The sequence below is a fragment of the Agromyces sp. NPDC004153 genome (assembly GCF_053603635.1).
Window position 1 is genome coordinate 621313 of the sequence record NZ_JBSGFY010000002.1, and the last position, 24996, is coordinate 646308.

Annotated in this window: 21 protein-coding genes; 7 read left to right on the forward strand and 14 right to left on the reverse strand. The window is 71.6% G+C overall.

Annotated features, from left to right (window positions below):
- Positions 1-79 precede the first annotated feature (79 nt).
- Both glgX and ybaK read left to right on the forward strand, forming a co-directional pair.
- The gene (gene glgX, locus ACWEOH_RS16870) at positions 80-2185 is read left to right on the forward strand and encodes a glycogen debranching protein GlgX (protein ID WP_452032911.1); all 2106 of its coding nucleotides are present in this window, start codon (positions 80-82) and stop codon (positions 2183-2185) included.
- The gene (gene ybaK / locus ACWEOH_RS16875) at positions 2185-2682 is read left to right on the forward strand and encodes a Cys-tRNA(Pro) deacylase (RefSeq protein ID WP_452032913.1); all 498 of its coding nucleotides are present in this window, start codon (positions 2185-2187) and stop codon (positions 2680-2682) included. The genes glgX and ybaK overlap by 1 nt, the downstream gene beginning before the upstream one ends.
- A gap of 74 nt (positions 2683-2756) precedes the next feature.
- Here ybaK and glgP read toward each other — a convergent pair whose 3' ends face one another.
- Positions 2757-5324: an alpha-glucan family phosphorylase gene (glgP, locus tag ACWEOH_RS16880; protein WP_452032915.1), complete on the reverse strand. Its 2568-nt coding sequence runs from the start codon at positions 5322-5324 to the stop codon at positions 2757-2759.
- A gap of 59 nt (positions 5325-5383) precedes the next feature.
- On the opposite strand from glgP, the gene ACWEOH_RS16885 reads away from it, so the two are divergent.
- Complete coding sequence (locus ACWEOH_RS16885) at positions 5384-7414, forward strand: alpha-1,4-glucan--maltose-1-phosphate maltosyltransferase (protein ID WP_452032917.1); 2031 nt, start codon at positions 5384-5386, stop codon at positions 7412-7414.
- Complete coding sequence (gene glgB, locus ACWEOH_RS16890; protein WP_452032918.1) at positions 7411-9615, forward strand: 1,4-alpha-glucan branching protein GlgB; 2205 nt, start codon at positions 7411-7413, stop codon at positions 9613-9615. The genes ACWEOH_RS16885 and glgB overlap by 4 nt, the downstream gene beginning before the upstream one ends.
- A 10-nt stretch (positions 9616-9625) precedes the next feature.
- On the opposite strand, the gene ACWEOH_RS16895 is transcribed toward glgB, so the two are convergent.
- Positions 9626-10561, reverse strand: coding sequence for a tetratricopeptide repeat protein (locus tag ACWEOH_RS16895; protein WP_452032919.1), 936 nt, complete (start codon positions 10559-10561; stop codon positions 9626-9628).
- Entirely contained in the window at positions 10558-12408 is a 1851-nt protein-coding gene (locus tag ACWEOH_RS16900) for a hypothetical protein (protein WP_452032920.1), read from the reverse strand. The genes ACWEOH_RS16895 and ACWEOH_RS16900 overlap by 4 nt, the downstream gene beginning before the upstream one ends.
- Before the next feature lie 242 nt (positions 12409-12650).
- Here ACWEOH_RS16900 and ACWEOH_RS16905 point away from each other — a divergent pair, with 242 nt between their 5' ends.
- Complete coding sequence (locus ACWEOH_RS16905; protein ID WP_452032922.1) at positions 12651-14264, forward strand: DivIVA domain-containing protein; 1614 nt, start codon at positions 12651-12653, stop codon at positions 14262-14264.
- Positions 14265-14284: 20 nt separating this feature from the next.
- Complete coding sequence (locus ACWEOH_RS16910; protein WP_452032924.1) at positions 14285-15349, forward strand: AI-2E family transporter; 1065 nt, start codon at positions 14285-14287, stop codon at positions 15347-15349.
- Between the two features lie 64 nt (positions 15350-15413).
- Here the strand turns inward: ACWEOH_RS16910 and ACWEOH_RS16915 are convergent, their stop codons facing one another.
- The 9 genes from ACWEOH_RS16915 to rpsB form a co-directional block, all read right to left on the reverse strand.
- Complete coding sequence (locus ACWEOH_RS16915; RefSeq protein WP_452032926.1) at positions 15414-16184, reverse strand: alpha/beta hydrolase; 771 nt, start codon at positions 16182-16184, stop codon at positions 15414-15416.
- A complete protein-coding gene (locus ACWEOH_RS16920) occupies positions 16181-16489 on the reverse strand; it encodes a hypothetical protein (protein ID WP_452032927.1) in 309 nt (102 codons plus the stop codon). The genes ACWEOH_RS16915 and ACWEOH_RS16920 overlap by 4 nt, the downstream gene beginning before the upstream one ends.
- 110 nt (positions 16490-16599) lie before the next feature.
- Entirely contained in the window at positions 16600-17286 is a 687-nt protein-coding gene (locus ACWEOH_RS16925) for an aggregation-promoting factor C-terminal-like domain-containing protein (RefSeq protein WP_452032929.1), read from the reverse strand.
- An 86-nt stretch (positions 17287-17372) separates the two neighbouring features.
- Positions 17373-17927, reverse strand: coding sequence for a DivIVA domain-containing protein (locus ACWEOH_RS16930; RefSeq protein WP_452032931.1), 555 nt, complete (start codon positions 17925-17927; stop codon positions 17373-17375).
- 20 nt (positions 17928-17947) lie between these two features.
- Entirely contained in the window at positions 17948-18853 is a 906-nt protein-coding gene (locus ACWEOH_RS16935) for a phosphatidate cytidylyltransferase (protein WP_452032933.1), read from the reverse strand.
- Between the two features lie 87 nt (positions 18854-18940).
- Positions 18941-19495 (reverse strand): ribosome recycling factor, encoded by a 555-nt coding sequence (frr, locus tag ACWEOH_RS16940; protein WP_452032935.1) that lies wholly within the window; start codon positions 19493-19495, stop codon positions 18941-18943.
- 32 nt (positions 19496-19527) lie between these two features.
- Positions 19528-20259 (reverse strand): UMP kinase, encoded by a 732-nt coding sequence (pyrH, locus tag ACWEOH_RS16945; protein WP_452032937.1) that lies wholly within the window; start codon positions 20257-20259, stop codon positions 19528-19530.
- Between the two features lie 172 nt (positions 20260-20431).
- Complete coding sequence (gene tsf / locus ACWEOH_RS16950) at positions 20432-21262, reverse strand: translation elongation factor Ts (RefSeq protein WP_148734759.1); 831 nt, start codon at positions 21260-21262, stop codon at positions 20432-20434.
- Positions 21263-21299: 37 nt separating this feature from the next.
- The gene (gene rpsB / locus ACWEOH_RS16955) at positions 21300-22232 is read right to left on the reverse strand and encodes a 30S ribosomal protein S2 (protein ID WP_452032939.1); all 933 of its coding nucleotides are present in this window, start codon (positions 22230-22232) and stop codon (positions 21300-21302) included.
- 272 nt (positions 22233-22504) lie between these two features.
- Here rpsB and ACWEOH_RS16960 point away from each other — a divergent pair, with 272 nt between their 5' ends.
- Positions 22505-23104: a murein hydrolase activator EnvC family protein gene (locus tag ACWEOH_RS16960; RefSeq protein WP_452032941.1), complete on the forward strand. Its 600-nt coding sequence runs from the start codon at positions 22505-22507 to the stop codon at positions 23102-23104.
- A gap of 67 nt (positions 23105-23171) precedes the next feature.
- Here ACWEOH_RS16960 and ACWEOH_RS16965 read toward each other — a convergent pair whose 3' ends face one another.
- On the reverse strand, positions 23172-24089 hold the full coding sequence (locus ACWEOH_RS16965; protein ID WP_452032942.1) for a tyrosine recombinase XerC: 918 nt from the start codon (positions 24087-24089) through the stop codon (positions 23172-23174).
- A complete protein-coding gene (locus ACWEOH_RS16970; protein ID WP_452032944.1) occupies positions 24086-24991 on the reverse strand; it encodes a phosphodiesterase in 906 nt (301 codons plus the stop codon). Before ACWEOH_RS16970 ends, ACWEOH_RS16965 begins: the two co-directional genes overlap by 4 nt.
- Positions 24992-24996: the final 5 nt, after the last annotated feature.

Consider the following 24996-nt stretch of genomic DNA (forward strand, 5'->3'; position numbering starts at 1 on the left):
TCCTCCCCCGCTCGGGCCCGTGCGCGGCACGTCACGTCCGCGCGTGGGAGCGCTTGCACTACGAACTACTGTAGATCGCATGTCCGCGTCCGGCCCCCTGCACGACCTCGGCGTCCGGACGGGCGCGGAGGGCGGTGTCATCCGGGTCTGGTCCGCGCACGCGACGTCGATCGACCTGGTGGTGTTCGCCGACGGCGACCTCGACTGGGCGGTCGAGCGCACGCCGCTCGCGCGCGACGAGCACGGGGTGTGGGAGGGCCGCTCGGCGAAGCTCGTGCCGGGCGCGCGCTACGGACTGCGCGTCGATGGGCCCGCGGGCGTCGAGCACGCCTTCAACCCGGTGCACACGCTGCTCGACCCGTACGCGCGCGGCCTCACCGCCGCGGCCGACGGATCGTGGCGCGGCGTGGCGATGCGCTCGCTCGTCGACGACGGCTTCGACTGGACGGGCACGGCCAAGCCGCGCGTCCCGCTCGACCACACCGTCGTCTACGAGGCGCACGTGCGCGGATTCTCCAAGCTCAACACGGCGATCCCCGAGCCGCTGCGCGGCACCTACGCCGGGCTCGCGCACGACGCCTCGCTCGAGTACCTCACGAGCCTCGGCGTCACGACCGTCGAGCTGCTGCCCGCGCAGGCGTTCGTCTCCGAGGAGCGGCTCGTGCGCCAGGGTCGCCCCAACTACTGGGGCTACAACACGCTCGGCTTCTTCGCGGCGCACGCACCCTATGCGACCGCCGCGGCGCAGGCGGCGGGCGCGCACGCGGTGCGGCGCGAGTTCGCGGGCATGGTGCGCCGGCTGCACGAGGCGGGGCTCGAGGTCGTGCTCGACGTCGTGTACAACCACACCGCCGAGGAGGGCCGTCGTGGCCCGACGTACTCGTTCCGCGGCATCGACAACGCGTCGTACTACCGGCACGACGCGCACGGCCGCTACGTCGACACCACCGGATGCGGCAACACCCTCGACTTCGGGCACGCAGCGCCGCAGGAGCTCGTGCTCGAATCGATGCGCTACTTCGCCGAGGAGCTCCAGGTCGACGGCTTCCGGCTCGACCTCGCCGCCACCCTCGGACGCGACGACCACGGTGCCTACACGCCCGACCACCCGCTGCTGCGCGGCATGCTCGAGGATCCGGTGATCGGCGCCTCGAAGCTCATCGCCGAGCCGTGGGACGTCGGCCCGGGCGGCTGGCAGACCGGCAACTTCCCCGCGGGCTTCACCGAGTGGAACGACCGCTACCGCGACCGGATGCGCGACTTCTGGCTCGGCGACCTGCGCCGCGAACGCGAGACGGGCTCGGCGGGCAGCGGCATCGGCCGCTTCGCGACGCGACTCGCCGGTTCCTCGAACACCTTCTCACAGGAGCGCGGCCCGCTCGCGAGCCTGAACTTCGTGACCGCGCACGACGGCTTCACGCTCGCCGACCTCACCGCGTACGACATGAAGCACAACCTCGGCAACGGCGAGCAGAACCGCGACGGCGCCGACCACAACAACTCGTACAACCACGGCGTCGAGGGCGACACCGACGACCCGGCCGTCCTCACGGCGCGCCGGCGCAGCATCCGGAACCTGCTCGGCACTCTGCTGCTCTCGGCCGGCGTGCCGATGATCACGGCCGGCGACGAGTACGGCCGCAGCCAGCGCGGCAACAACAACGCCTACTGCCACGACTCGGAGCTCACCTGGCTCTCGTGGCGCGATGACGAGCGCGACGCGGGCCTGCTCGCGACCGTTCGGCGGCTGCTGCGACTGCGTGCCGAGAACCCCGCGCTGCGTCCGGTGCGGTTCGGGCGCTTCGGCGAGACGATCCCGAGCGCGTCGCAGATGGACTGGTTCAACGCCGAGGGCACCACGATGACCATCGACGACTGGAACTCGCCCGAGCAGCGCACGCTCCAGTTCCTCGCCGCGTCGACGCCCGAGTTCGAGGCGTTCAACCGCATCCTGCTCGTCGTGCACGCGCACGAGGAGTCGACCGAGGTCGTGCTGCCCGACCACGAGGGCGTCACGGGCTATTCGCGGCTCTGGGACTCGGCCGGCGAGGAGCCGATCGACGACCCGACCGTGCACGCGCCGGGCGATGTGCTCGCGATCCCGCCGCTGTCGATGCACCTGTTCCGCGCCGACGGCGAGCGGACGACGCCGCGCGCCGCACGCGCTTCCGAGGCCGACGCCTGATGGCCAAGCGAGCGGATGCCTCGGCGGGCACGCCCGCGACCGTCGCCCTCACCCACGCCGGCGTCGCCTTCACCGCGCACGCCTACGAGCACGACCCCCGTGCCGCCGCGTACGGACTCGAGGCGGCCGAGAAGCTCGGCATCGACCCCGACCGGGTGTTCAAGACCCTGCTCGCGAACGTCGACGGCGCGCTCGCGGTGGGCATCGTCCCGGTCGCGCAGCAGCTCGACCTCAAGGCGCTCGCGCAGGCGCTCGGCGGCAAGCGCGCCGAGATGGCCGACCCGGCGGTCGCCGAGCGCAAGACCGGCTACGTCGTGGGGGGCATCAGCCCGATCGGCCAGAAGACCGCGCTGCCGACCGTCCTCGACGAGTCCGCGATCCTCTGCGAGACGATCCTCGTCTCGGGCGGCCGTCGGGGCCTCGACCTCGAGCTCGCGCCCGACGACCTGCTCGCCATCACCGGCGGCCGCTACGCGCCGATCGCCCGCGGGCGCTGACTTCCCTGCCCGCTGAGCCCGTCGATGCGAGCACCACGGCGGGGGTCCCCTTCGACGAGCTCGGGGACCGGGTCTCACCCCGCGACGGCGACGAGCCCGAGCTCCGCGGGCGACGTGAGCAGCGGATGCCGCGGAACCACGCGCACCGTGTACCCGAATGCGCCGGCGCGGTCGAGCACCACGGTGCCCGTGTACAGGCGCGGACCCGACGCGCTCGCGGCATCCGTCGACCGGTCGGGCTCGAGGGTCGTGCGGCGCACGCCCTCGATCGACTCGTCGCTGCGGCTCCGGCCGTACACGACCTCGACCGCGACATCGTCGGGGGCGAGCCCGTCGAGCTCCACGTAGGCGCGGAGGTTCAGCTCGTCGCCGACGTGCGGCGACTCGACGCCGCCCGACTCGACGTGCACGACCTGCACCTTCGGCCAGGAGGTGCGGACGCGAGCGCCGAACGCCGCGAGCTCGCGTGCGCCGCGGTCGCCGTCGGCCTCGACGCGGGCGGCCTGCTCGGCCGCCGGGCGGTACAGCTCCTCGACGTACTGGCGCACCATGCGGTCGGCGCCGAGCTCGGGCGCGAGGGTCGTCAGGGTCTGCCGCACGCGGCGCACCCACTCCACGGGCACGCCGTCGCCGTCGCGCTCGTAGTACCGGGTCGCGACGCGGTGCTCGAGGAGCTCGTAGAGGGCGGCCGCCTCGAGGGCGTCGCGCTCGCCGGCATCGCCCGCGGCATCCGCCGACGGGATGACCCAGCCGTAGTCGTCGCCCGCGTACTCGGCCCACCAGCCGTCGAGGATCGACAGGTTCAGGGCGCCGTTCATGGCGGCCTTCATGCCCGACGTGCCGCACGCCTCGAGCGGGCGCAGCGGGTTGTTGAGCCACACGTCGCATCCGGGGTAGAGCAGCTCGGCCATGCCCATGTCGTAGTCGGGCAGGAAGACGATGCGCTCGCGGAGCTCGGGCTGCTGCGCGAACTGCACCAACTGCTGGATGAGGCGCTTGCCCTCATCGTCGGCGGGGTGCGACTTGCCGGCGATGACGAACTGCACGGGTCGCTCGGGGTTCGTGAGGATCGCCTTCAGGCGCTCGGGGTCGCTGAGCATGAGGGTGAGGCGCTTGTACGTCGGCACGCGTCGCGCGAAGCCGACCGTGAGCGTGTCGGGGTCGAGCACGCGCGAGACCCACGAGGGCGCCTGGCTGCCCGCATGCTGCTCCGCCCACGCCGCGCGAAGCCGCCGCCGCGCGTCCTCCACGAGCTGCAGGCGCATGCCGCGCTTGACCGCCCAGAGCTCGCCATCGCTCAATGCGGCGCTGTTCCAGTCGGCGTGCTCGGTGTCGCCCGTGCCGAGCCGGGACTCCGCGAGCCCGATGAGCGCGGGATCGGTCCACGTGGGCGCGTGCACGCCGTTCGTGATCGAGGCGATCGGCACGTCGTCGGCGTCGAACCCGGGCCAGAGGTCGCCGAACATCCGGCGGCTGACCTGGCCGTGCAGCTTCGACACGCCGTTCGCGCGCTGCGCGAGCCGCAGGCCCATGACCGCCATGTTGAACGGGCTCGTCGCCGGGTCGGCGCCGGGCTCCACGCCCAGCGCGAGCGCGTCGGCGGGATCGACGCCGGGCAGCAGCGAGCTGGTGAGGTAGCGCTCCACGAGGCCGCGATCGAACCGGTCGATGCCCGCGGGCACGGGCGTGTGGGTCGTGAACACGGTGCCGGCGCGCACGAGCTGCAGCGCCTCGGCGAACGAGCGCCCCTCGGCGATGTGGGTCGCGATGCGTTCGAGCCCCAGGAAGCCGGCGTGGCCCTCGTTCATGTGGAACACGTCGGGTGCGGGGCCGCCGCTCAGCTCGGTGTAGGCGCGCACGGCGCGCGCGCCGCCCACGCCGAGCAGCAGCTCCTGGAGCAGGCGGTGCTCGCCGCCGCCCCCGTACAGGCGATCGGTGACCGAGCGCAGCTCGTCGTCGTTCGCGGGGATGTCGGTGTCGAGCAGGAGCAGCGTGATCCGCCCGACCGCTGCCTTCCACACACGGGCGTGCAGCGCGGCGTCGTCGGGCAGGGCGAGCGTGACCTGCACGGGCGAGCCGTCGGGGCGGCGCAGCACCGAGAGCGGGAGGCCGTCGGGGTCGAGCACCGGGTACCGCTCCTGCTGCCAGCCGTCGGGCGAGATCGACTGCGAGAAGTAGCCGGCCTTGTAGAACAGGCCGACGCCGAGCAGCGGCACGCCGAGGTCGGATGCCGCCTTCAGGTGGTCGCCCGCGAGGATGCCGAGTCCGCCCGAATACTGCGGCAGCGCCGCGGTGATGCCGAACTCGGGCGAGAAGTACGCGACGAGCCGCGGGGCATCCGTGCCGAGCGACTGGAACCAGCGCGGCTCCGAGAGGTACTCGCGAAGACCGGCCCGCTCGCGCTCGGCCCACTCGACGTACCCGTCGTCGGCCGCGAGCCGGTCGAGGCGGGCCGGGTCGACCTCGCCGAGGAAGGCCACCGGATCGCGCCGCGACGTGCGCCAGAGCTCGGGATCGATGTGCTCGAACAGGCGCTTCGTCGGCTCGTGCCACGACCAGCGGAGGTTGCCGGCGAGCTCCTCGAGTGCGGAGAGCGAGCCGGGCACCACGGCCCGGACGGTGAACTTGCGGATGGGCTTCACGCGCTCCACCCTAAGTCGGACGCGTGTCGAATGTGTGAACGGGCAACCCCGCGACGCGGATGCCCATTCCGCGCTACGGTCGGAGCGTGACGACCCACGCAGTGCAGGCCGGCCGCATCCCGGTGACCCGGGTCACCCCAGCCCTCCCCGACGGGCGGTGGAGACCCAAGGCGTACGAGGGCGAGGTCGTGCCGTTCCGGGCCACGGTCTTCCGCGAGGGCCACGACCAGGTCGGCGCGATGCTCGTGATCACGAGCCCGTCGGGCACCGTTCGCCACGAGCGGATGTCGCCGCTGACGGCCGGCACCGACCGGTGGGAGGCGCAGGTGCTCCTCGACGAGCGCGGCGTCTGGCGCTGGCACGTCAGGGGCTTCGACGACGAGATCGCCACCTGGCGGCACGACGCCGCCCTGAAGGTGGACGCGGGCGTCGACGTCGAGCTCATGTACGAGATCGGCGCGCGCCTCCTGGATCGCGCCGCCGACGAGAAGGCGCGACCCGTCGCCGCCCGTCGCCGGCTCGCGTCGCTGGCGACTGCCCTGCGCGACGACACGATGTCGCCGGCAGAGCGCCGCGCCCTCGTCGACTCGCCGGTGCTCGGCCTGTTCGCCGGCTGGCCGCTCGCGAAGCTCACGAGCGACACGCCCGAGCACGAGATCCTGGTGGAGCGCCGCCGTGCCGGAGTCGGCGCCTGGTACGAGTTCTTCCCCCGCTCGGAGGGTGCGAAGCGGTTCCGCGACGGTCGCTGGAAGAGCGGCACGTTCCGCACGGCCGCGAAGCGCCTCGACGGCGTCGCCGCCATGGGCTTCGACGTCGTGTACCTGCCGCCGATCCACCCCATCGGCGTCACGAACCGCAAGGGCCGCAACAACACGCTCGACCCGGGCCCCCAGGATCCGGGATCGCCATGGGCGATCGGCGCCGCAGAAGGCGGCCACGACGCGATCCATCCCGACCTCGGCACGCTCGCCGACTTCCGTGCCTTCGTGCGCCGCGCATCCGCCCTCGGCATCGAGGTCGCGCTCGACCTCGCCCTGCAGGCCTCCCCCGACCACCCGTGGGTGGCGGAGCATCCCGACTGGTTCACGCAGCTGCCCGACGGCACCATCCGCTACGCGGAGAACCCGCCGAAGAAGTACCAGGACATCTACCCGGTCAACTTCGACGACGACCCCGAGGGGATCTACGACGAGGTGCTGCGCATCGTGCGGCACTGGATCAAGCAGGGCGTCCGCATCTTCCGCGTCGACAACCCGCACACGAAGCCCCTCGCGTTCTGGGAGCGCCTCATCGGAACCGTGAACGCCGAGGATCCCGACGTGGTGTTCCTCGCCGAGGCGTTCACGCGCCCCGCGATGATGCAGGCGCTCGCGATGGTGGGCTTCCAGCAGTCCTATTCGTACTTCACCTGGCGGAACACGAAGCAGGAGCTCGAGGAGTTCCTGACCTCGGTGTCGCAGGACACGGCGGACTTCATGCGGCCGAACCTGTTCGTGAACACCCCCGACATCCTCACCGAGTACCTGCAGTTCGGTGGCCCGGCGGCATTCACGGTGCGCGCCACCGTGGCCGCGACCGCCGCGCCGCTCTGGGGCGTCTACGCAGGCTTCGAGCTGTTCGAGTCGGTCGCCCGGCCCGGCGCCGAGGAGGCCATCGACAACGAGAAGTACGAGTACAAGCCGCGCGACTTCGCGGCCGCCGAGAAGGAGGGCCGTTCGCTCGCGCTCTACCTGGGCATCCTCAACCGCATCCGCGCCGACCACCCCGCGCTCGGGCAGCTGCGCAACATCCGGTTCCACGGCAGCGAGGACGACTCGGTGCTCGTGTACTCGAAGCACCTCGACGGGCGCTTCACCCACGACGGCGTCGCCGACACGATCATCGTGGTCGCCAACGTCGACCCGCACTCCGTGAGGGAGACCACCGTGCACCTCGACCTCGCCGCCATCGGGCTCGAGCCCGGATCCCGCTTCGAGGTCGAGGACCTCGTCACCGGGCACCGCTGGGACTGGGGCGATGCGAACTACGTGCGGCTCGACGCCTTCACGAGACCGGCCCACGTGCTGCACGTCGTGCGGGGGTCGCGATGACCGAGCGGATGCCGCGTACCGGCCCCGTCGTCGCCGACGGCGAGCTCGCCGCGATCGCCGAGGGCCGCTCCTTCGACCCGCACGCGGTGCTCGGCCAGCACGGGTTCGACCTCGCCGGATCCCCCGGTTCCCACACCGTGATCCGCACCAGGCGCCCGCTCGCCGACCGCGTCGAGGCGCTCCTCGACGGCGGCGGCGCGCTCGAGCTGGAGCACGTCGGCCACGGCATCTGGGCGGGCGCCGGCGACTTCGGCCCCGTCGACTACCGCATCCGGGCCGCCTACGGCGACGACGAGTGGACGAGCGACGACCCCTACCGGTTCGCCCCGACCATCGGCGAGCTCGACCTGCACCTCATCGGCGAGGGACGCCACGAGGAGCTCTGGCGCGTCCTCGGCGCGCACTACCGCGAGCACTGGGGCGTCGGCTCGGGCGTGCGCGGCACGAGCTTCACCGTGTGGGCCCCGCGAGCTCGCGCCGTGCGCGTCGTCGGCGAGTTCAACCGGTGGGACGGCGCGGGCCACGCCATGCGCAGCATGGGCTCCGCGGGCATCTGGGAGCTGTTCGTTCCCGACCTCGAGCCCGGCACGGTCTACAAGTTCGAGATCCTTACCGCCTGGGGCGAGTGGATCATGAAGGCCGATCCGATGGCGCGGCAGGCGGAGGTGGCGCCCGCGACCGCGTCGGTCGTCAGCACGAGCTCGCACGACTGGGCCGACGGCGACTGGATGTCGCGGCGCACCCGGGTGAACCCGCACAACGAGCCGATGAGCATCTACGAGCTGCACCTCGGGTCCTGGCGGCCCGGGCGCGGATACCGCGACGTGGCCGACGAGCTGATCGAGTACGTCCAGTGGCTGGGCTACACGCACGTCGAGTTCATGCCCCTCGCGGAGCATCCGTTCGGCGGCTCGTGGGGCTACCAGGTGACCGGCTACTTCGCCGTGACCAGCCGCTTCGGCTCTCCCGACGACCTCAAGCACCTCATCGACCGGCTGCACCAGGCCGGCATCGGCGTGATCATGGACTGGGTGCCCGGGCACTTCCCGAAGGACGACTGGGCGCTCGCGCGCTTCGACGGCGAGGCGCTCTACGAGCACGCCGATCCGCGGCGCGGCGAGCAGAAGGACTGGGGCACGTACGTCTTCGACTACGGCAACCCGCGCGTGCGCAACTTCCTCGTGGCCAACGCGCTGTTCTGGCTCGAGGAGATGCACGTCGACGGGCTGCGCGTCGACGCCGTCGCGTCGATGCTGTACCTCGACTACTCGCGCGAGGACGGCGAGTGGCTGCCGAACATCCACGGCGGCCGCGAGCACCTCGAGGCGATCGGGTTCCTGCAGGAGGCCACCGCGACGGCGTACAAGCGCAACCCGGGCATCGTCATGATCGCCGAGGAGTCGACGAGCTGGCCGGGCGTCACCGCCCCCACGAGCTCGGGCGGCCTGGGCTTCGGCTACAAGTGGAACATGGGGTGGATGCACGACACGCTCCAGTACATCGAGAAGGACCCGATGTACCGTTCGTACCACCACCACGACCTGACGTTCTCGTTCCTCTACGCGTTCAGCGAGCACTTCATCCTGCCGATCAGCCACGACGAGGTCGTGCACGGCAAAGGATCGCTGCTGCGCAAGATGCCGGGCGACCACTGGCAGCAGCTCGCGAACGTGCGCGCGTACCTCTCGTACATGTGGGCGCACCCGGGCAAGCAGCTGCTGTTCATGGGCCAGGAGTTCGGGCAGCTCTCGGAGTGGAGCGAGGAGCGCGGGCTCGACTGGTGGATCCTCGACCAGCCGACGCACAAGCAGCTCGCCGAGTTCGTCGGCGCGCTCAACCGCACCTACCGCGAGCAGCCGGCGCTCTGGCAGCTCGACGACGACTCCTCCGGCTTCGAGTGGGTCGAGGGCGGCGCGGCATCCGAGAACGTCATCGCGTTCCTGCGCTACGACCGCGACCGGCGGCCGCTCCTCTGCGCCGTGAACTTCGCCGGTCGGCCGCACGAGGGCTTCCGGCTCGGGCTCCCGAGGGCGGGTCGCTGGCGCGAACTGCTGAACTCGGATGCCGCGGAGTTCGGTGGCTCGGGCGTCGGCAACCTCGGCGGCGTCGAGGCGACCGACGACCCCTGGGCCGGCCGGCCGGCGTCGGGCGTCTTCACGCTGCCGCCGCTCGCGGCCGTGTGGTTCACGATCGACGAGTGAGGCGCGTGGGCTAGAAGAGCAGGTTGGCCAGGCGGCGCCGGGCCGCGGTGACGCGGGGGTCCTCGGTGCCGACGACCTCGAACAGCTCCACGAGGCGCTCGCGCACGCGCTTCTTCCCGTCGCCGTCGAGCTTCGGGAACAGCGACAGCAGCCGGTCGAACGCATCGTCGACGTGGCCGCCCGAGACGTCGAGGTCGGCGACGTCGAGCTGGGCGTCGAGGTCGTCGGGGGCGGATGCCGCGGTGTTCCGGATGGCGTCGAGCGTCTTGCCCTGCAGGCGCCCGAGGAGGTTGGCCTGCGCGAGGCCCGCCACGGCGAGCTCGTCGCGGGGATCCTGCGCCATCGCCGTGCGGTAGGCGTTCGCGGCGGCTTCGTAGTCGCCACGCTCGATCGCGTCGTACGCCTCCTGGTGCAGCGGCGGGAGCGGCTCCTCGACGGGCTCGGCGGGCTCGGCGCCCTCGGACCCCGTCTCGGCGTCGATGCGACCCGTGACGCCGTGCTGGCCGGCGAGCTCGAGCAGCTGGTCGAACACCTGGTCGATCACGTCGTCGGGCTGCACGCCGGCGAAGAGCGGCACGGGCTGGCCGGCGACGACCGCCACGACCGTGGGGATGGCCTGCGCCTGGAACGCCTGCACGAGCTGCGGGCTGCGATCGGCCTCGGCGGCGGCGAGCACGAGGCGCCCCTCGCGTGCGCGCACGAGGCGCTCGAGGGTGCCGACGAGCTCGGTCGACTGCTCGCTCCACGTGGCCCAGAGCACGACGACGACCGGGACGGTGCGCGACAGCTCCAGCGTGGAGCCGAAGCTCGCGTCATCCGTCGCGAAGACGACCTGGTCGCCCGTCGCGTCGCCGCCTGCCGCCGCCGGCTGCGGCTGCTGGCGCTGCACGAGCGCCGAGAGGTCGACGGCTCCGCGGAGGCCGCCGGTCGGGGTGGGGTCGGTCACGGTACCTCCGATGCTCCGATCAGGCTCTCGGACCACCCGAGGAGCCGGATCTGCTCGTCTGAGCCGACGCTCGGCACGTAGAACAGCAGCTGCACGCCGATGACGCGCTGCACGCCCCTGGCGCTCTTCTCGGTGAAGCCCGACAGCGCCGCGCCCGGCGCGCCGGCCTCGAATCCGATGGTGCCGCCGTCGTTCGGGGTGACCTTCTCGGTCTGCTCGATCGAGGCGGTCACGAGGGCGCCGGAGTCGTTCGTCGCGAGCGCGACGACGGGGCTCTCGCCGACGACGTTCGAGAACGTGATGTCCGCAGTGGCTGGCAGCGCGTCGTTGATCGCCTGCTGGCCCGTGACGCCGAGCTGCTCGCGCAGCACGTCGCCCTCGGGGTCGAACAGCGTGGCGTACTGGGACGCGTCGCCCTGCAGCAGCACGTCGGCGTAGGCCGCTGCGACCTGGCCGGGCGGCAGCACCAGGCCCTTGAACTCGGGCGAGATGAGCGGGGCGCCGATCGACGCGGGCGCCACCTCGGGCACGTCGGCGTCGGGCGCGAGCGACATCGCGTAGGCGATCTTGTAGTTGTCGCGGGGGGCGACCTGCTGCAGCACGAGCGCGGTCGGCGCGACCGTGGGGTCGTCGCCGTTGGTCGCGATCGTCAGCACCGTGCGACCCGAGGCCGGCCATCCGGCGACCTGCTGCGGCAGCGTGAGCGTGAGCGGCGCGGCGGGGATCGGCGTGGGCCCGGGCTGGTCGGGCAGCGTGTTGCGGATCGTGTAGTTCGCCTGGCGCGCCTCGAGGGCCGGTCCGGTGAACCGCGCCGGGAGCGCAGCGCCGTCGCGCGCCTCGTCGGCCTCGTTCGTCGAGACGGCGATCGAGCGCATGATCCGCTCCATCTGCGGCACCGTGACGGCGGGCTCCATCTCCTCGGACTCCGCGGGCGCCTCGGCCTCCCCCGTGGGCGCGGGAGTCTCGGTCGCGGGCGCCGTCGACGCCGGAGCCGCATCGAACGTCGGCCAGTAGTCGGCCGAGCACGCGCTCAGCGCGAGCGCCGGGATCGCGACGAGCGGCACGATCGCTACCCGCTTCGCACGGCTGATGGACCGGCGGCCGCCGCTCGTGACCTGATTGCGGCGCGAGGGCTTCGGCGCGCTGGGGAGCTTGCCCCGGTTGCGTCGCGGCCCGCGCGACCGGCGGTGGTGCACGAAGCCGGAGACCAGCAGCGCGATGCCGAGGCCGAAGACGAGGGCGCCGCCGAGGATCAGCGGGCCGGCCCACGGCGTGGCGTTGTCGAGCGGCCAGGCGATCGCGAGGTCGTTCGGCGCGGGCGCGGTGCCGTCGCTGGCGAGCAGCACCGAGATGTCGTCGGGCACGTCGATCGTGGTCGTGACCTCGTTCTCGCCGGTGAACTCGTCGAGCCAGAGGTCGGAGCCGACGGGGGACGCCGCGGGATCGGGCACGGCCGGAGCGACCGGCTCGGTGGCCGGCGGCGTCGCCGTGGCCGTGCCGTCGGTCGCGGCATCCGTCGACTCGGGCTCGACGACCTCGCTCGTGAACTCGTCAGCCTCGGCGTCGTAGCCGACCACGACGTAGGGCTCGTCGCCGATCCACGCCGCCACGTCGGAGCTGCGGCCGTACGAGACGAAGACCGCGTCGGATCCCGAGACCGTGATCGTCTGCTTGCCGGGATGCGCCCCGAGGGCCTGGGGATCGATCACCGTGTACGCGGCCTCGTCCTCGATCTCGGTCGACAGCGAGACGCGGTCGGGCTCGAGGAAGACGGTGCGCTGGGCGATGCCGAACCCGATCATCACGGCCGCGGCGAAGAATGCCACGATTGCCAGGGCGAATCGCACGAACGTTACCTCCGGTGCCGCCAGGGAGCGGCTTCGAACAAAGACACCCCACACTACCGGCGGTGTCTGGGAGGTTCCTAACCACCTCCTGAGCGTCGGGTCGGCCGCCCGTCCACCACCGTCGGTCGGCTCGCGCACCCCTCGGCGCCTGTGCACGACGCGCACGGCGGATGCCGCGTGCCTCTACAATCGACACATCCCGCACGAGCCCCCACGAACGCGGGACAGAGCCCGGAGGAAGAATGGCCGTCGAAGAGACCGAGTTCACGCAGGTGTTCCGCGGATACGACAAGGACGAGGTCGACAAGAGCATCAATGGGCTCCGTCGCGACGTCATCAACACGAACAACCAGCTCGCCGAGCAGGGCAAGGAGAACAAGCGCCTGCTCGCCCGCATCGAGGAGCTGACCGCCGAGCTCGAGGAGGTCGGCAGCCCCACGTTCTCGGGCCTCGGCACCAAGCTCGAGAACACGCTCCGAGTCGCCGAGGAGCAGTCCACCCGCCTCATCGCGCAGGCCGACATCGACGCCGAGAAGCTGCGTCGCGCCGCTGAAGACGAGGCGCACCTCATGCGCTCCGACGCCCACGAGCTCGCCGAGCGCACCCTCACCGAGGCGCGCGCGCAGGCCAACCGCCTGCTCGAGAACGCCCGCGCCGAGGTCGACGACATGGTCTCCCGCGCGCACGAGTCGAGCGAGCAGCTCCGGCAGGAGGCCGCGCGCGACGCCGCCTCGATCCGCGGGGCCGTCGCCACCGAGGCCGCAGAGGCCCGCTCCAGCGCGAAGCGCGAGGCGTCGGCCGCCGTGTCGTCGGCCGAGCGCAAGGCATCCGAGATCCTGGTCGCTGCGAACACCGAGGCGAACGAGGCGCGCGCGACCGCCGCCGGCCTCGCGCAGGAGACCGAGCAGACGCGCGCCGAGGTCGCCATCGAGCTCGACCGGGCTCGCGCCGAGCTCGCCAAGGAGACCGAGCAGGCCCGCATCGACCTGGCCCGCGAGACCGAGCAGTCGCGTCTCGACCTCGAGCGCGAGTCCGCAGAGGGTCGCGCCGACATCGAGGCCGAGATCACCGAGCGCCGCGCCGCCCTCGTGCACGAGCTCGAGCAGGCCCGCGCCGACCTCGACAAGGAACTCGAGGGCGGCCGTGCCCAGCTCGCGCAGCAGCAGGAGCAGGCCAAGGTCGACCGTGAGCGCGAGGCCGAGGCCGCGCGCCTGAAGCTCAAGCACGAGCTCGAGCGCATCCGCGCCAAGCACGCCGCCGACCTCGACCAGATGCGCGCCGACCTCGCCCTCGAGCAGGAGCAGGCCCGCGCCGACTTCGAGGCGGAGTCCGAGCAGTCGCGCATCGACCTCGACAACCAGCTCACCGCGATGCGCAAGAAGACCACGCACGAGGTCAATCGCCTGCGTCGCGAGGTCGAGAAGGCCCGCCTCGACCTCGAGGCCGAGCTCGCCACCAAGCGCGACGAGGCCGAGCAGGAGCTCCTCGCCGCCCAGCAGGAGGCGACGGCGCAGACCCAGAAGTTCCTCGACGAGGCGAACGCCGAGCTCGCCGAGACGAGCTCGCGCACGGCGGAGACCCGCGCCGAGGCCGACCGGCTCGAGGCGAAGGTGCGCAGCGAGATCGCCGTGGTCCGCGACAAGGCCGACGAGGAGGCCCGCGACCGCGTGGCCGCCGCGCACGACCAGGCGCGCAAGCTCATCGCCGACGCCGAGGAGCGCACGCGTGCGCTCGTGGCCGACGCCGAGGACCGCCTCTCCCAGATCAAGATCGAGCGCGACGCGGTCGCGGGCTACTTCGAGAGCCTCCGCGGCGTGCTCACCCAGGCCGAGCAGGTGGCTGCGGACAACCGCTGAGCCGACGGGCGGCCGGCCCCATGAAGATCCAGAACGCGTTCCGCATCGGCCTCATCGGAACGCTCGGGGTCGGGGTCGGCCTGCTCATCCTCATGTCGATCGCGAGCCTCTCGACGATCATCGCCTACATCGGCGCGGCACTCTTCCTGGCCCTCGGCCTCGATCCGGCGATCAGCTGGCTCGAGCGCCGGGGGCTTCCGCGTTGGTCCGCGATCCTCATCGTGATGACCGCCGTCGGCCTCGTCGTCGCAGCCCTCGTGCTCGCGGTGGTGCCCATCGTGGTCGACCAGGTGAGCCAGCTCGTCGACGAGATCCCGTTCATCGTGGCGCGCGTGAACTCACAGGACTGGATCGAGAGCCTGCAGGAGCAGTTCCCGCAGGTCCAGGTCGACGAGATCAGCCGCCAGGTCACCACCGCGGTGAACGAGTTCGTCACGAACCCCGAGAAGCTCAGCGAGCTCGCCGGCGGCGTGCTGCAGGTCGCGGTCGCGATCGGCGCCGGCCTCTTCGCCGTCGTGATCGTGTTCATCCTCACGCTGTACTTCGCCGCGTCGCTGAACAGCATGAAGCGCGCCACCTACCAGCTCGTGCCGGCCTCACGTCGCGAGCGGTTCGCCGACCTCACCGAGCAGATCACGCAGTCGGTCGGCCGATACGTGGCCGGGCAGGTGTCGCTCGCGGCGGTCAACGGCGTGCTGAGCTTCATCTTCCTGTCGATCATCCAGGCCCCGTTCCCGGCGGTGCTCGCGTTCATCGCGTTCCTGTTCTCGCTGGTGCCGCTCGTCGGCACGGTGACGGGCTCGGTGATCATCGTGCTGGTCTGCCTCATCCCGGGGCTCGGCTCGCCCGTCACGGCCCTCGTGGCGGCGATCTACTACTTGGTCTACATGCAGGTCGAGGCCTACGTCCTGAGCCCGCGCATCATGAACCGGGCCGTCAAGGTGCCCGGCGCGCTCGTCGTCATCGCGGCGCTGGCCGGCGGTGCGCTGCTCGGCATCCTCGGCGCCCTCATCGCCATCCCGGTCGCCGCGTCGTTCCTGCTCATCATCAAGCAGGTCGTGATCCCGCGCCAGAACGAGCTCTGAGCGGCGCGGCGGACCCCGCCGAGGGGCGTCGAAGCCCGACTCGGCGACGACGACTCAGACCACCTCAGCCCGCCGGAGGTGCCTGCGTCGCGGTGGCGGGCCCGGGCGGCCACGTCGTGGGCAGCGGCAGCGCCGAGGGGTTGACGGCCGCCACGATCTCGTCGAGCACCCGACGCGTCTGCGACTCCCCCACCCAGAGGTGCCTGCCGCCGGCGACGTCGACGCGACGGAGCCGGGGCAGCACCGCGAAGCGCTCCTCGGCCTGGTCGGGCTTCAGGTAGTCGTCGTGCTCGGGGATGACCGCGACGATCGGCGCGGCCGAGCCGTTCCAGCGACGCAGCTCCTCGTCGGTCGTGCGATGCAACGGCGGCGACAGGAGGATCGCGCCCGCGATGCCGTGCTCCAGCCCGTACTTCAGTGCGAGCTCGGTGCCGAAGGACCAGCCGACGAGCCACGGGTTCGGCAGTCCTCGCGCCGCGACGAAGTCCATCGCCGCGGCCACGTCGGCCCGCTCGGCCACGCCCTCGCCGAACGCGCCCTCGCTCGTGCCGCGTGGCGACGACGTGCCGCGCGTGTTGAACCGCAGCACCGCGAGGTCGGCCAGCGCGGGCAGCCGCGCCGCGGCCTTGCGGAGGATGTGCGAGTCCATGAAGCCGCCGGCGGTGGGCAGCGGATGCAACGTGACGAGGGTCGCGACCGGCGGGCGGTCGACCGGGGTGGCGAGCTCGCCCACGAGGCGCAGGCCGTCGGCCGTGTGCAGCTCGATCTCCTCGCGGACCGCGGGCAGCTCGACTCCGGCGCGGATGTCGACAGGGGTCGTGTCAGGGGCGTTCACCGGGCGCCGATCCTCCAGCAGTGCGTGTGCCAATGACGCCGCGCCGCGAGGTCGGCGGCGTCGCCCAGCACGCCGTCCGCGCGCCAGGTGACGAGGTGCGCCACGCCGGGCGCCACCTCGAGTCCGCAGCCCGGGCAGACGTAGGCCTTCACGGCCTGCGCCTCCGAGACGGGCTGCACGTTCCATTCGCGGCCGCCGCGCACCTCGGTGCGTCGCCAGCCGGCGGTGAGCCGATCCACGTCGAGCTCGGGGTGCTCTTCGCGAGCACGGGCCGCACGACCGCGTGATCGGTTCGAGCGTGCCATGGGTTCCAGTCTAGGTGGGGCGCGGCATCCGCCAGTTCGTCGACCGCCCGCCCGGCGACGCACCGCAATGGCGTCGAGCGGACGTCAGCGCAGCGATCGGATCTGAGGCGTCAGTACCAGCCGACGTCCTGCGAATGCGCCCAGGCGCCGCAGGGCGCCGCGTAGCGGCCCTGGATGTAGCCAAGGCCCCACTCGATCTGCGTGGCCGCGTTCGTCTCCCAGTCGGCGCCGGCCGTGGCCATCTTCGACCCGGGCAGGGCCTGCGGGATGCCGTAGGCGCCGCTCGACGCGTTGTAGGCGTTCACGCGCCAGCCCGACTCCTTGCTCCAAAGCGCGACGAGGCAGTCGAACTCGGTCGACGGCCAGCCGCGCGCGGCGACGGCGCCGGCCGCGTAGGCCTGCGCCGAGCCGGGGTCGGGGGTGATCGCCGGCGGAGCCCAGCCGCTCGACGCGGAGGTCGAGGCGGGCGCGAGCTTCACCTCGGGCTTCTTCTCGACGACGTAGCCCTCTTTGGAGACGTCGATCGTGTACTCGCCGTCGACGTCGAACGCCTGCACCTCGGCGCCGCCGAACCGCTCGCCGCGCTCGGCGAAGTCGGGCGAGGCGGTGGCGCCCGAGAACGGGTCGACCACGTTCACGAGCAGGAAGCTGACCGACGCGACGAACGCGAACACGACGGTCGCGCCCTGCTTGACGGCGCTGCGCGTCGAGGTGCGCGGTGCGGGGCCCGAGGTCGAGCGCGACGCGGCAGGAGCGGCCGCAGGAGTCGTGGAACGGCCGATGGACGGTTGACGCACGGGTGCCGTCGAAGCTTCGTTCCCGGTATGCCTGCCCACGATTCGTCGAGTGTATCGGAGCGATCGCCGCGGAGTCGAACCCGAGGTCAACGTACGGCGAGCATGACGTCGACGACGGCGTCGAGCACGAGGTCGACCTGCGACTCGCGGTAGCCGCCGCGCTGGGTCGTGAAGACCACCGTGCGCACGTCGTCGATGGAGATGGGCCATCCGTCGCGGAAGTAGCGGGTGAGCTTGTCGGCGAAGCGATCCACATCGCGCACCCGGTAGCCGAGCGCGAGCGGGCTGACTCGGTCGAAGCGCTGGCCCTCGGGGCGTGCGAGCCGGTTGGAGACCACCTGCGCGGTCGTGCGCGCCTCGCTGAGCCACGCTTCGCTGCCGTGCAGGCGGGCGGCCACCTGGCGCTCCTCGGCCGCGAACGCGTCCTCGAGTCGCTCGAGCGCCGCATCGACGTGCGCCGTGGAGTATCCGCCCTTCTGCATCGCGAACGCGGTCAGGCGGATGCGCTCGGACGACAGCGGCGGGTCGTCGTGGCGGGCAGTGCCGTCGTACGCGCGACGGGCCACTTGCAGGAACTCCTCGACCTGGGCGGTGTTGTATCCCAGCTGAGGCTTTCTGACGCGAGGGAAGGTGGAATCCACCGCACCATTATCGCGGACGCTCAGCCGAAGATCCGGAAGGCCACGAACGCAACCGCCGCCGACGGCAGGATCGAGTCGAGCCGATCGAGGAAGCCGCCGTGCCCCGGCAGCCACGAGCTCATGTCCTTGATGCCGATGTCGCGCTTCACGAGGGACTCGGCGAGGTCGCCCAGCGTGGCGGTGAGGAAGATTGCGACGCCGAAGATCAGGCCGAACCACCACGTGTTGCCGAGCATGAAGAGCGAGAGCAGCACGCCGGCGACGAGGCTGGCGCCGGCTCCCCCGGCGAAGCCCTCCCACGTCTTCTTCGGGCTGATGACCGGCGCCATCTTGTGCTTGCCGAACATGAGACCGAACGCGTAGGCGCCCACGTCGGCGGCGACCGCGATGATGATGAACGCGAGGGTCCACCACTGCCCGCCCTCGGCCGCCGTCAGCACGACCGTGAACGTGGCGAGGAGCGTCACGTACCCCTGCACGAAGACGCCGGCCGTCAGGTCGCGCAGGAGGCTCGCGCCGGTGCGTCGTCGCGACGGCACCGTCTGCTCGAGGAGCCGCCACGCCGTGACCACCACGATGCCGCCGAGCACCGCGAGCAGCTGCCCGCTCGCGCCGCCGTAGTACGCGATCGGCACCGCGATGACCGCGGCGGCCACCGTCGGGATGCGCGGGACGTCGTACTCGCCCTTCCGCAGCGCCTGGCTGAGCTCGTAGGCCGCGAAGCCCGAGAGCACCACGGCGAAGAGCATGAACAGCTCCTTGATCACCAGGAGGCTGAGCAGCAGGACGCCGCCGAACGCCAGGCCGATGATGATCGCCAGGATCAGGTTGCGGCCCGTGCGGGCCTTGATCTTCTCCTGCGCCTGGTCGAACTGCGCCTTCGACGCCTCGAACTGCTTCTCGAGGTCGGCCTTGCGGGACTGCACCTGCGCGCGGAACTCGTCGCGCGAGGTCCGTTCATGCCCCCCGGCGTCCGACCTGTCATCCCCTGGGACGCCCGACATCGTGCTCCCTCAGACCTCGAGGAGTTCGGCTTCCTTGCGCTTCAGCGCATCGTCGATCGCGTCGACGTTCGCCTTGGTGATGTGCTCGAGCTCCTTCTCGCCGCGGGCCACCTCGTCGTCGCCGACCTCGCCCTTCAGGGCGTCGAGGTCGTCCTTCGCCTTGCGACGGATGTTGCGCACCGACACGCGGGCGTCCTCGGCCTTCGACTTCACGATCTTCACGTACTCCCGGCGCCGCTCCTCGGTGAGCTCGGGCAGGGTGACGCGGATGATGTTGCCGTCGTTGTTGGGGTTCGCCCCGAGGTTCGGCATGTCGCGGATCGCCTGCTCGATGTCCTTCAGGGCGCTCTTGTCGTAGGGCGTCACGACGAGTGTGCGCGCCTCGGGGTTCTGCAGCGAGGCGAGCTGCGAGAGCGGCGTCGGCGTGCCGTAGTAGCTCACCATGATCTTCTGGAAGAGCTGGGGGTTCGCCCGCCCCGTGCGCACGGTCGCGAAGTCCTCCTTGGCGACTTCGACGGCCTTGTGCATGCGTGCGGTGGCATCGGAAAGTACATCCGCGATCACGGGGGCTCCTTCTGTTCGCTGCTCGGGACAGTCTATCGAGTGGACACCGGCACGCCGTTGCTCACGACCGTGCCGAGTTCGGTGCCGAGGATGGCCTTGGTGACGTTGCCGCTCGGCTCCATGCCGAACACCTGCATGGGCATGCCGTTGTCCATGCACAGGCTGAACGCCGTCGAGTCGACGACCTTGAGGCCGCGCTGCAGCGCCTCCTGGTAGCTGATGCGGTCGATCTTGTGGGCGTCGGGGTTGGTGCGCGGGTCGTCGGAGTAGACGCCGTCGACGCCGTTCTTCGCGACGAGCACGACGTCGGCGCCGATCTCCAGGGCGCGCTGCGCGGCGACCGTGTCGGTCGAGAAGTAGGGCAGGCCCGCGCCGGCGCCGAAGATGACGACCCGGCCCTTCTCGAGGTGGCGCTCGGCACGGCGCGGGATGTAGGGCTCGGCGACCTGCGTCATCGAGATCGCCGACTGCACGCGGGTCTCGGCGCCCGCCTGCTCGAGGAAGTCCTGCAGCGCGAGGGAGTTCATGACCGTGCCGAGCATGCCCATGTAGTCCGCGCGACCGCGGTCCATGCCGCGCTGCGAGAGCTCGGCGCCGCGGAAGAAGTTGCCGCCGCCGACCACGATCGCGACCTCGACGGTGCGCGCGGCATCCGCGATCTCGCGTGCGAGTGCGCTCACGACGTCGGGATTGACCCCGAGCGCTCCCCCGCCGAACGCCTCTCCGGAGAGCTTCAGCATCACCCTGCGCTTGCGTTCCGTCATCCCCGACCGTCCCTTCGTCCCCGTGTCAAAACTAGTGGTTCACCGGCCCCGATGCAGTGCCGGTGCCGGATGTCGCGCGGCGTGCCACTCGGCCACGGCACGTGGCGGCGGCATCCGCGCATGGAAGAGGGAGCCCGGATCGCCTGTGCGATCCGGACTCCCTCACCTCGACTTACGCGCCGACCTTGAAGCGAGCGAAGTCGCTCACCGTGAGGCCCGCGTCCGAGAGCACCTTGCCGACGGAGACCTTGTCGTCCTTGGCGTAGGGCTGCTCGAGGAGGGCGACCTGCTTGAAGTAGGCACCGAGGCGACCCTCGATGATCTTCGGCAGGGCGGCCTCGGGCTTGCCCTCGTCGCGCGTGATCTGCTCGACGATGGCACGCTCCTTCTCGACCGCGTCCGCCGGGACGTCCTCACGCGTGAGGTACTCGGGGTTCGCGAACGAGATGTGCTGCGCCACCGAGCGCGCGGTCTCCGCGTCGTCGCCGGCGTAGCCGAGCACGACGCCGACCTGCGGGGGCAGGTCCTTCGACGTCTTGTGCAGGTAGATCGAGAACTGCTCGCCCGTGACGAGGCGGATGCGACGGAGCTCGACCTTCTCGCCGAGGATCGCGGCCTCCTCGCTGATGACGTCGGCGACGGTCTTGCCCTCGGCGGGCGCGGCCAGGGCGGCCTCGACGGTCTCGGCGCGAGCCGCGGCGGCGGCGGCGAGCACGCGGTCGGCGAGGCCGACGAACTTGTCGCCCTTGGCGACGAAGTCGGTCTCGCAGGCGAGCTCGATGAGCGTGGCGGTGCCGTCGCCGTTGTCGACGGCGGCGACGAGGCCCTCGGCGGTGGAGCGGTCGGCACGCTTCGCGTTGCCCTTCGCGCCCTTCAGGCGGAGGATCTCGACGGCCTTCTCGAGGTCGCCGTCGGCCTCCACGAGTGCGTTCTTCGTGTCGACCATGCCGGTGCCGAGGCGCTCACGCAGGGTCTTGACGTCTTCGAGGGTGAAGTTGGCCATAGTTGTCTCCTGGACTTGTGGTCGTAGGTGGAGTGGATTACTTGGACTCGGCGGCGGCGGCGCCCTCGGCGTCCGCCTCCGACTCGGTCGCGGCGATCTCCGTCGCGGCCTCGTCGACGACCTCGGCCGCCTCGGCCTTCGCCTCGGCGACGGTCTCCGCGACATCCGCGGTCTCGGCCGACGCCTGCTCGGGGGTGGTCGCGCTGCCGGCCTGGAGGAGCTCCTGCTCCCATTCGGCGAGCGGCTCGACGGCCGAGACGTTGCCCTCGGCCTCGGGCTTCTGGTGGCGCTCGATGAGGCCCTCGGCTGCGGCGTCCGCGATGATGCGGGTGAGCAGGCTCACCGAGCGGATCGCGTCGTCGTTGCCCGGGATGGGGTACTGCACCTCGTCGGGGTCGCAGTTGGTGTCGAGGATGCCGATGACGGGGATGCCGAGCTTCTTGGCCTCGTCGATCGCGAGGTGCTCCTTCTTGGTGTCGACCACCCAGAGCGCCGACGGGGTCTTCGACAAGTTGCGGATGCCGCCGAGCGACTTGTGCAGCTTGTCGAGCTCGCGCTTCTTGATGAGCAGCTCCTTCTTGGTGAAGCCGCTGGTGGTGCCCTCGTAGTCGAGCTCCTCGAGCTCCTTCATGCGCGCGAGGCGCTTGGAGACCGTGGAGAAGTTGGTGAGGAGGCCGCCGAGCCAACGCTGGTTGACGTAGGGCTGGCCGACGCGGGTCGCCTGCTCGGCGATCGACTCCTGGGCCTGCTTCTTCGTGCCGACGAAGAGGATGGTGCCGCCGTGGGCGACCGTCTCCTTGACGAAGTCGTACGCCTTGTCGATGTAGGCGAGCGACTGCTGCAGGTCGATGATGTAGATGCCGGAACGCTCGGTGAAGATGAAGCGCTTCATCTTCGGGTTCCAACGGCGGGTCTGGTGCCCGAAGTGCACGCCGCTGTCGAGCAGCTGGCGGATGGTGACGACGGCCATGAGCCGTACTCCTTTGTTCTCAGTTGTCGCTCGCGCCGGCGGCGCGGAGCCCTGGTGCCCGGCACGGCTCCGCCTGCTCGGCTGGAGACCAGCGCTTCGCGGGACTGAGTGGAGTCGGTGGCCGAATGGCACGCGTAGTCACCCCGGCGGGCCGAGGTGCATCGGATACTCTACCACGGCACCCGTCCTCCCCAGCCCGGGCGCGGGCGTCGGCGGTGCCCGGTGCCGTTGCATGCGAGCACGGATGCCGCGTGCCCGGCCAGCATCGGCGCATGACCGTCACCGCCTCCTCCTCCACTTCTCCCGAACGCTCGTCGGCCGCTCGCCGATCCCGGCGGATCGGCGCACTCGCCGCTGCCGTCCTGAGCCTGCTCGTCGGCGCTGCGCTCGTGTCGATCAGCCCCGGCGCGGCCGATGCACTCGGCCGCTCATCGGCCGCCTCGGCTCCCCCGGCGGTGGCCGCGCCGGTGCAGTGGCGCTGGCCGGTGCCGCCGCCGATCCGCGTCGTCTCCCCGTTCAGGGCACCCGCCTCGCCGTACGCCTCCGGTCACCGCGGCATCGACATCGAAGTCGATCGGGGCGCGACGATCGTGGCGCCCGAGTCGGGCATGGTCAGCTTCGCCGGTGCGGTCGCCGGGCGGAACGTCGTCGCGATCGACCACGGCGACGGGATCGTGAGCGCGATCGAGCCGGTCGACGGGCTCGTGAGCGAGGGTCAGGCGGTCGCGGCCGGCGATGCGATCGGCGTCGTTTCGTCGGGCGGCCACTGCGACTCGGGCTGCGTGCACTTCGGCGTGCGCATCGACGGGGAGTACGTATCGCCGTTCCTGTTCCTCGGCGGCGTCCCGCGCGCGGTGCTGCTGCCGTTCTGACGGAGGGCTCTCCCGGGCGACTCCCCGTGCCGGGAGAGCCCCCGCATCGGGGATGCCGGCCGACGACTCAGGCGCGGGGGTGCGCCGTCCGGTAGCTCTGCTTGAGCCGCTCCGCCGAGACGTGCGTATAGATCTGCGTCGTGCCGAGGCTGGCGTGGCCGAGGAACTCCTGCACGGCGCGCAGGTCGGCGCCGCCGTCGAGCAGGTGGGTCGCGGCACTGTGGCGGAGAGCGTGCGGGCCGCCCGGGCCGGAGCCCGGGATGTCCTCGAGGAGCGAAGCGATCTGCCGATGCACGCTGCGGACGCCGAGGCGGCCTCCGCGCACTCCGAGGAAGACGGCCGACGTCTTCGGCGCCCCCTCGGCGCCCGAGACCAGTGCAGGACGAGCGGACTCGAGGTAGCGGTCGAGGGCGCGCGCGGCGGGTGCGCCGTACGGGACGACGCGTTGCTTCGCGCCCTTGCCGGTGACCAGAACGGTGCGTCGACGACGGTCGACATCGGCGAGGTCGAGCCCGACGAGCTCCGAGACGCGCAGCGCAGCGGCGTAGAGCAGTTCCGCGATCGCGGCGTCGCGCACCGCCACCGGGTCGCCGTCGGCCGCACGGTCTCCGAGTGACGCGAGCGCCTCGGCGAGAGCATGCTCGGTGACCACGCGCGGCAGCGTGCGTTGCGCCCGCGGCGCCTTGAGCCGTGCGCCGGCGTCGGCTGCGATCAGGCCGCGCCGATGCAGCCAGGCGGTGAAGCCCCGAGCGGATGCCGCGCGACGCGCGATGCTCGCGCGCGCGAGTCCGCGCTCGGTCGCCGCCCAGAGCCAGTCGCGCAGCAGCCCGAGGTCGATCCCGCCGGGATCGTCGACGCCGCGCTGCTCGGCGAACCCGATGAGGTCGACGAGGTCGGCGCGATACCCCGCGACGGTGTGCTCGGAGTACCCGCGCTCGGTGCGGACGTGCGCGAGGTAGTCGTCGAGGGCGCCGTCGAGGGTCATGGCCCCTCGGGCTTGCGCGAGAAGCGATCGAGCCGGCCCTCGGGCGGAAGCCCCTCGACCTCCGCGAGGAAGGCCTCGCCGAAGCTCGTGACGACCGGGAAGGGGCCGAGCGGCACGACGATCGTGACGTGCGCGTGGTCGTACACGTGCACGAGGTCGAACGACCGGCCACCGTCGACGCCGACGAGTTGGCGCGGCGGCGCGGAGAGGTCCATGGTGTACGCCGTGGCGCCCGCGACCGAGACGGGGATGCCGGCGAACTCGCCGTTCGTCGGGTAGTGCAGGTGCCCGCCGAGGATGAGCCGGATGTCGCGACCCCGGATCACGTCGGCGAGCGCGTCCTGTCCGCGCAGCTCGAGCACGTCCATGAGCGCGAGGGGCGTCGCCAGCGGCGCGTGGTGCATCGCGAGGACGGTGCCCTCGGGCGCAGGTTCGGCGAGGACACGATCGAGCCATTCGAGCGAGGCGTCGTCGAGGGCGCCGTGATGCCAGCCGGGCACGCTCGTGTCGAGCGCGATCACCCGGAGTCCGTCGAGATCCACGACGTGGTTGACGGGCTCGTCGGAGGCCGGTTCGCCGAGCAGGCCCTCGCGGAACGCTCCGCGCACGTCGTGGTTGCCCATGACCCAGACGACCCGGGCGCCCGACGACGCGGCGAGCGGATCGACGAGCTCGCGCACGCGCCGGTACGCATCGGGCTCCCCGAGGTCGGTGACGTCGCCCGTCACCACGATCGCGTCGAGGCGGTCGCCGAGCCGTTCGAGCTGGGACACCACCTGCCGCAGCGCGCCGACCGTGTCGGCACGGCCGCCGAGGGGCGCACCACCGTGGAGCAGGTGGGTGTCGCTCACGTGCGCGATGACTCGTCTCGCCGCCGGATACCTGCCGAGCTGCTCCGCCATGCCGA

Bases quoted from the DNA above. Each gene is read 5' to 3' on its own strand.
- glgX (WP_452032911.1), top strand. From the start codon at position 80: ATGTCCGCGTCCGGCCCCCTGCACGACCTCGGCGTCCGGACGGGCGCG.
- ybaK (WP_452032913.1), top strand. From the start codon at position 2,185: ATGGCCAAGCGAGCGGATGCCTCGGCGGGCACGCCCGCGACCGTCGCC.
- ACWEOH_RS16885 (WP_452032917.1), top strand. From the start codon at position 5,384: ATGCCCATTCCGCGCTACGGTCGGAGCGTGACGACCCACGCAGTGCAG.
- glgB (WP_452032918.1), top strand. From the start codon at position 7,411: ATGACCGAGCGGATGCCGCGTACCGGCCCCGTCGTCGCCGACGGCGAG.
- ACWEOH_RS16905 (WP_452032922.1), top strand. From the start codon at position 12,651: ATGGCCGTCGAAGAGACCGAGTTCACGCAGGTGTTCCGCGGATACGAC.
- ACWEOH_RS16910 (WP_452032924.1), top strand. From the start codon at position 14,285: ATGAAGATCCAGAACGCGTTCCGCATCGGCCTCATCGGAACGCTCGGG.
- ACWEOH_RS16920 (WP_452032927.1), bottom strand. From the start codon at position 16,489: ATGGCACGCTCGAACCGATCACGCGGTCGTGCGGCCCGTGCTCGCGAA.
- pyrH (WP_452032937.1), bottom strand. From the start codon at position 20,259: ATGACGGAACGCAAGCGCAGGGTGATGCTGAAGCTCTCCGGAGAGGCG.
- tsf (WP_148734759.1), bottom strand. From the start codon at position 21,262: ATGGCCAACTTCACCCTCGAAGACGTCAAGACCCTGCGTGAGCGCCTC.
- rpsB (WP_452032939.1), bottom strand. From the start codon at position 22,232: ATGGCCGTCGTCACCATCCGCCAGCTGCTCGACAGCGGCGTGCACTTC.
- ACWEOH_RS16960 (WP_452032941.1), top strand. From the start codon at position 22,505: ATGACCGTCACCGCCTCCTCCTCCACTTCTCCCGAACGCTCGTCGGCC.
- ACWEOH_RS16965 (WP_452032942.1), bottom strand. From the start codon at position 24,089: ATGACCCTCGACGGCGCCCTCGACGACTACCTCGCGCACGTCCGCACC.
- ACWEOH_RS16970 (WP_452032944.1), bottom strand. From the start codon at position 24,991: ATGGCGGAGCAGCTCGGCAGGTATCCGGCGGCGAGACGAGTCATCGCG.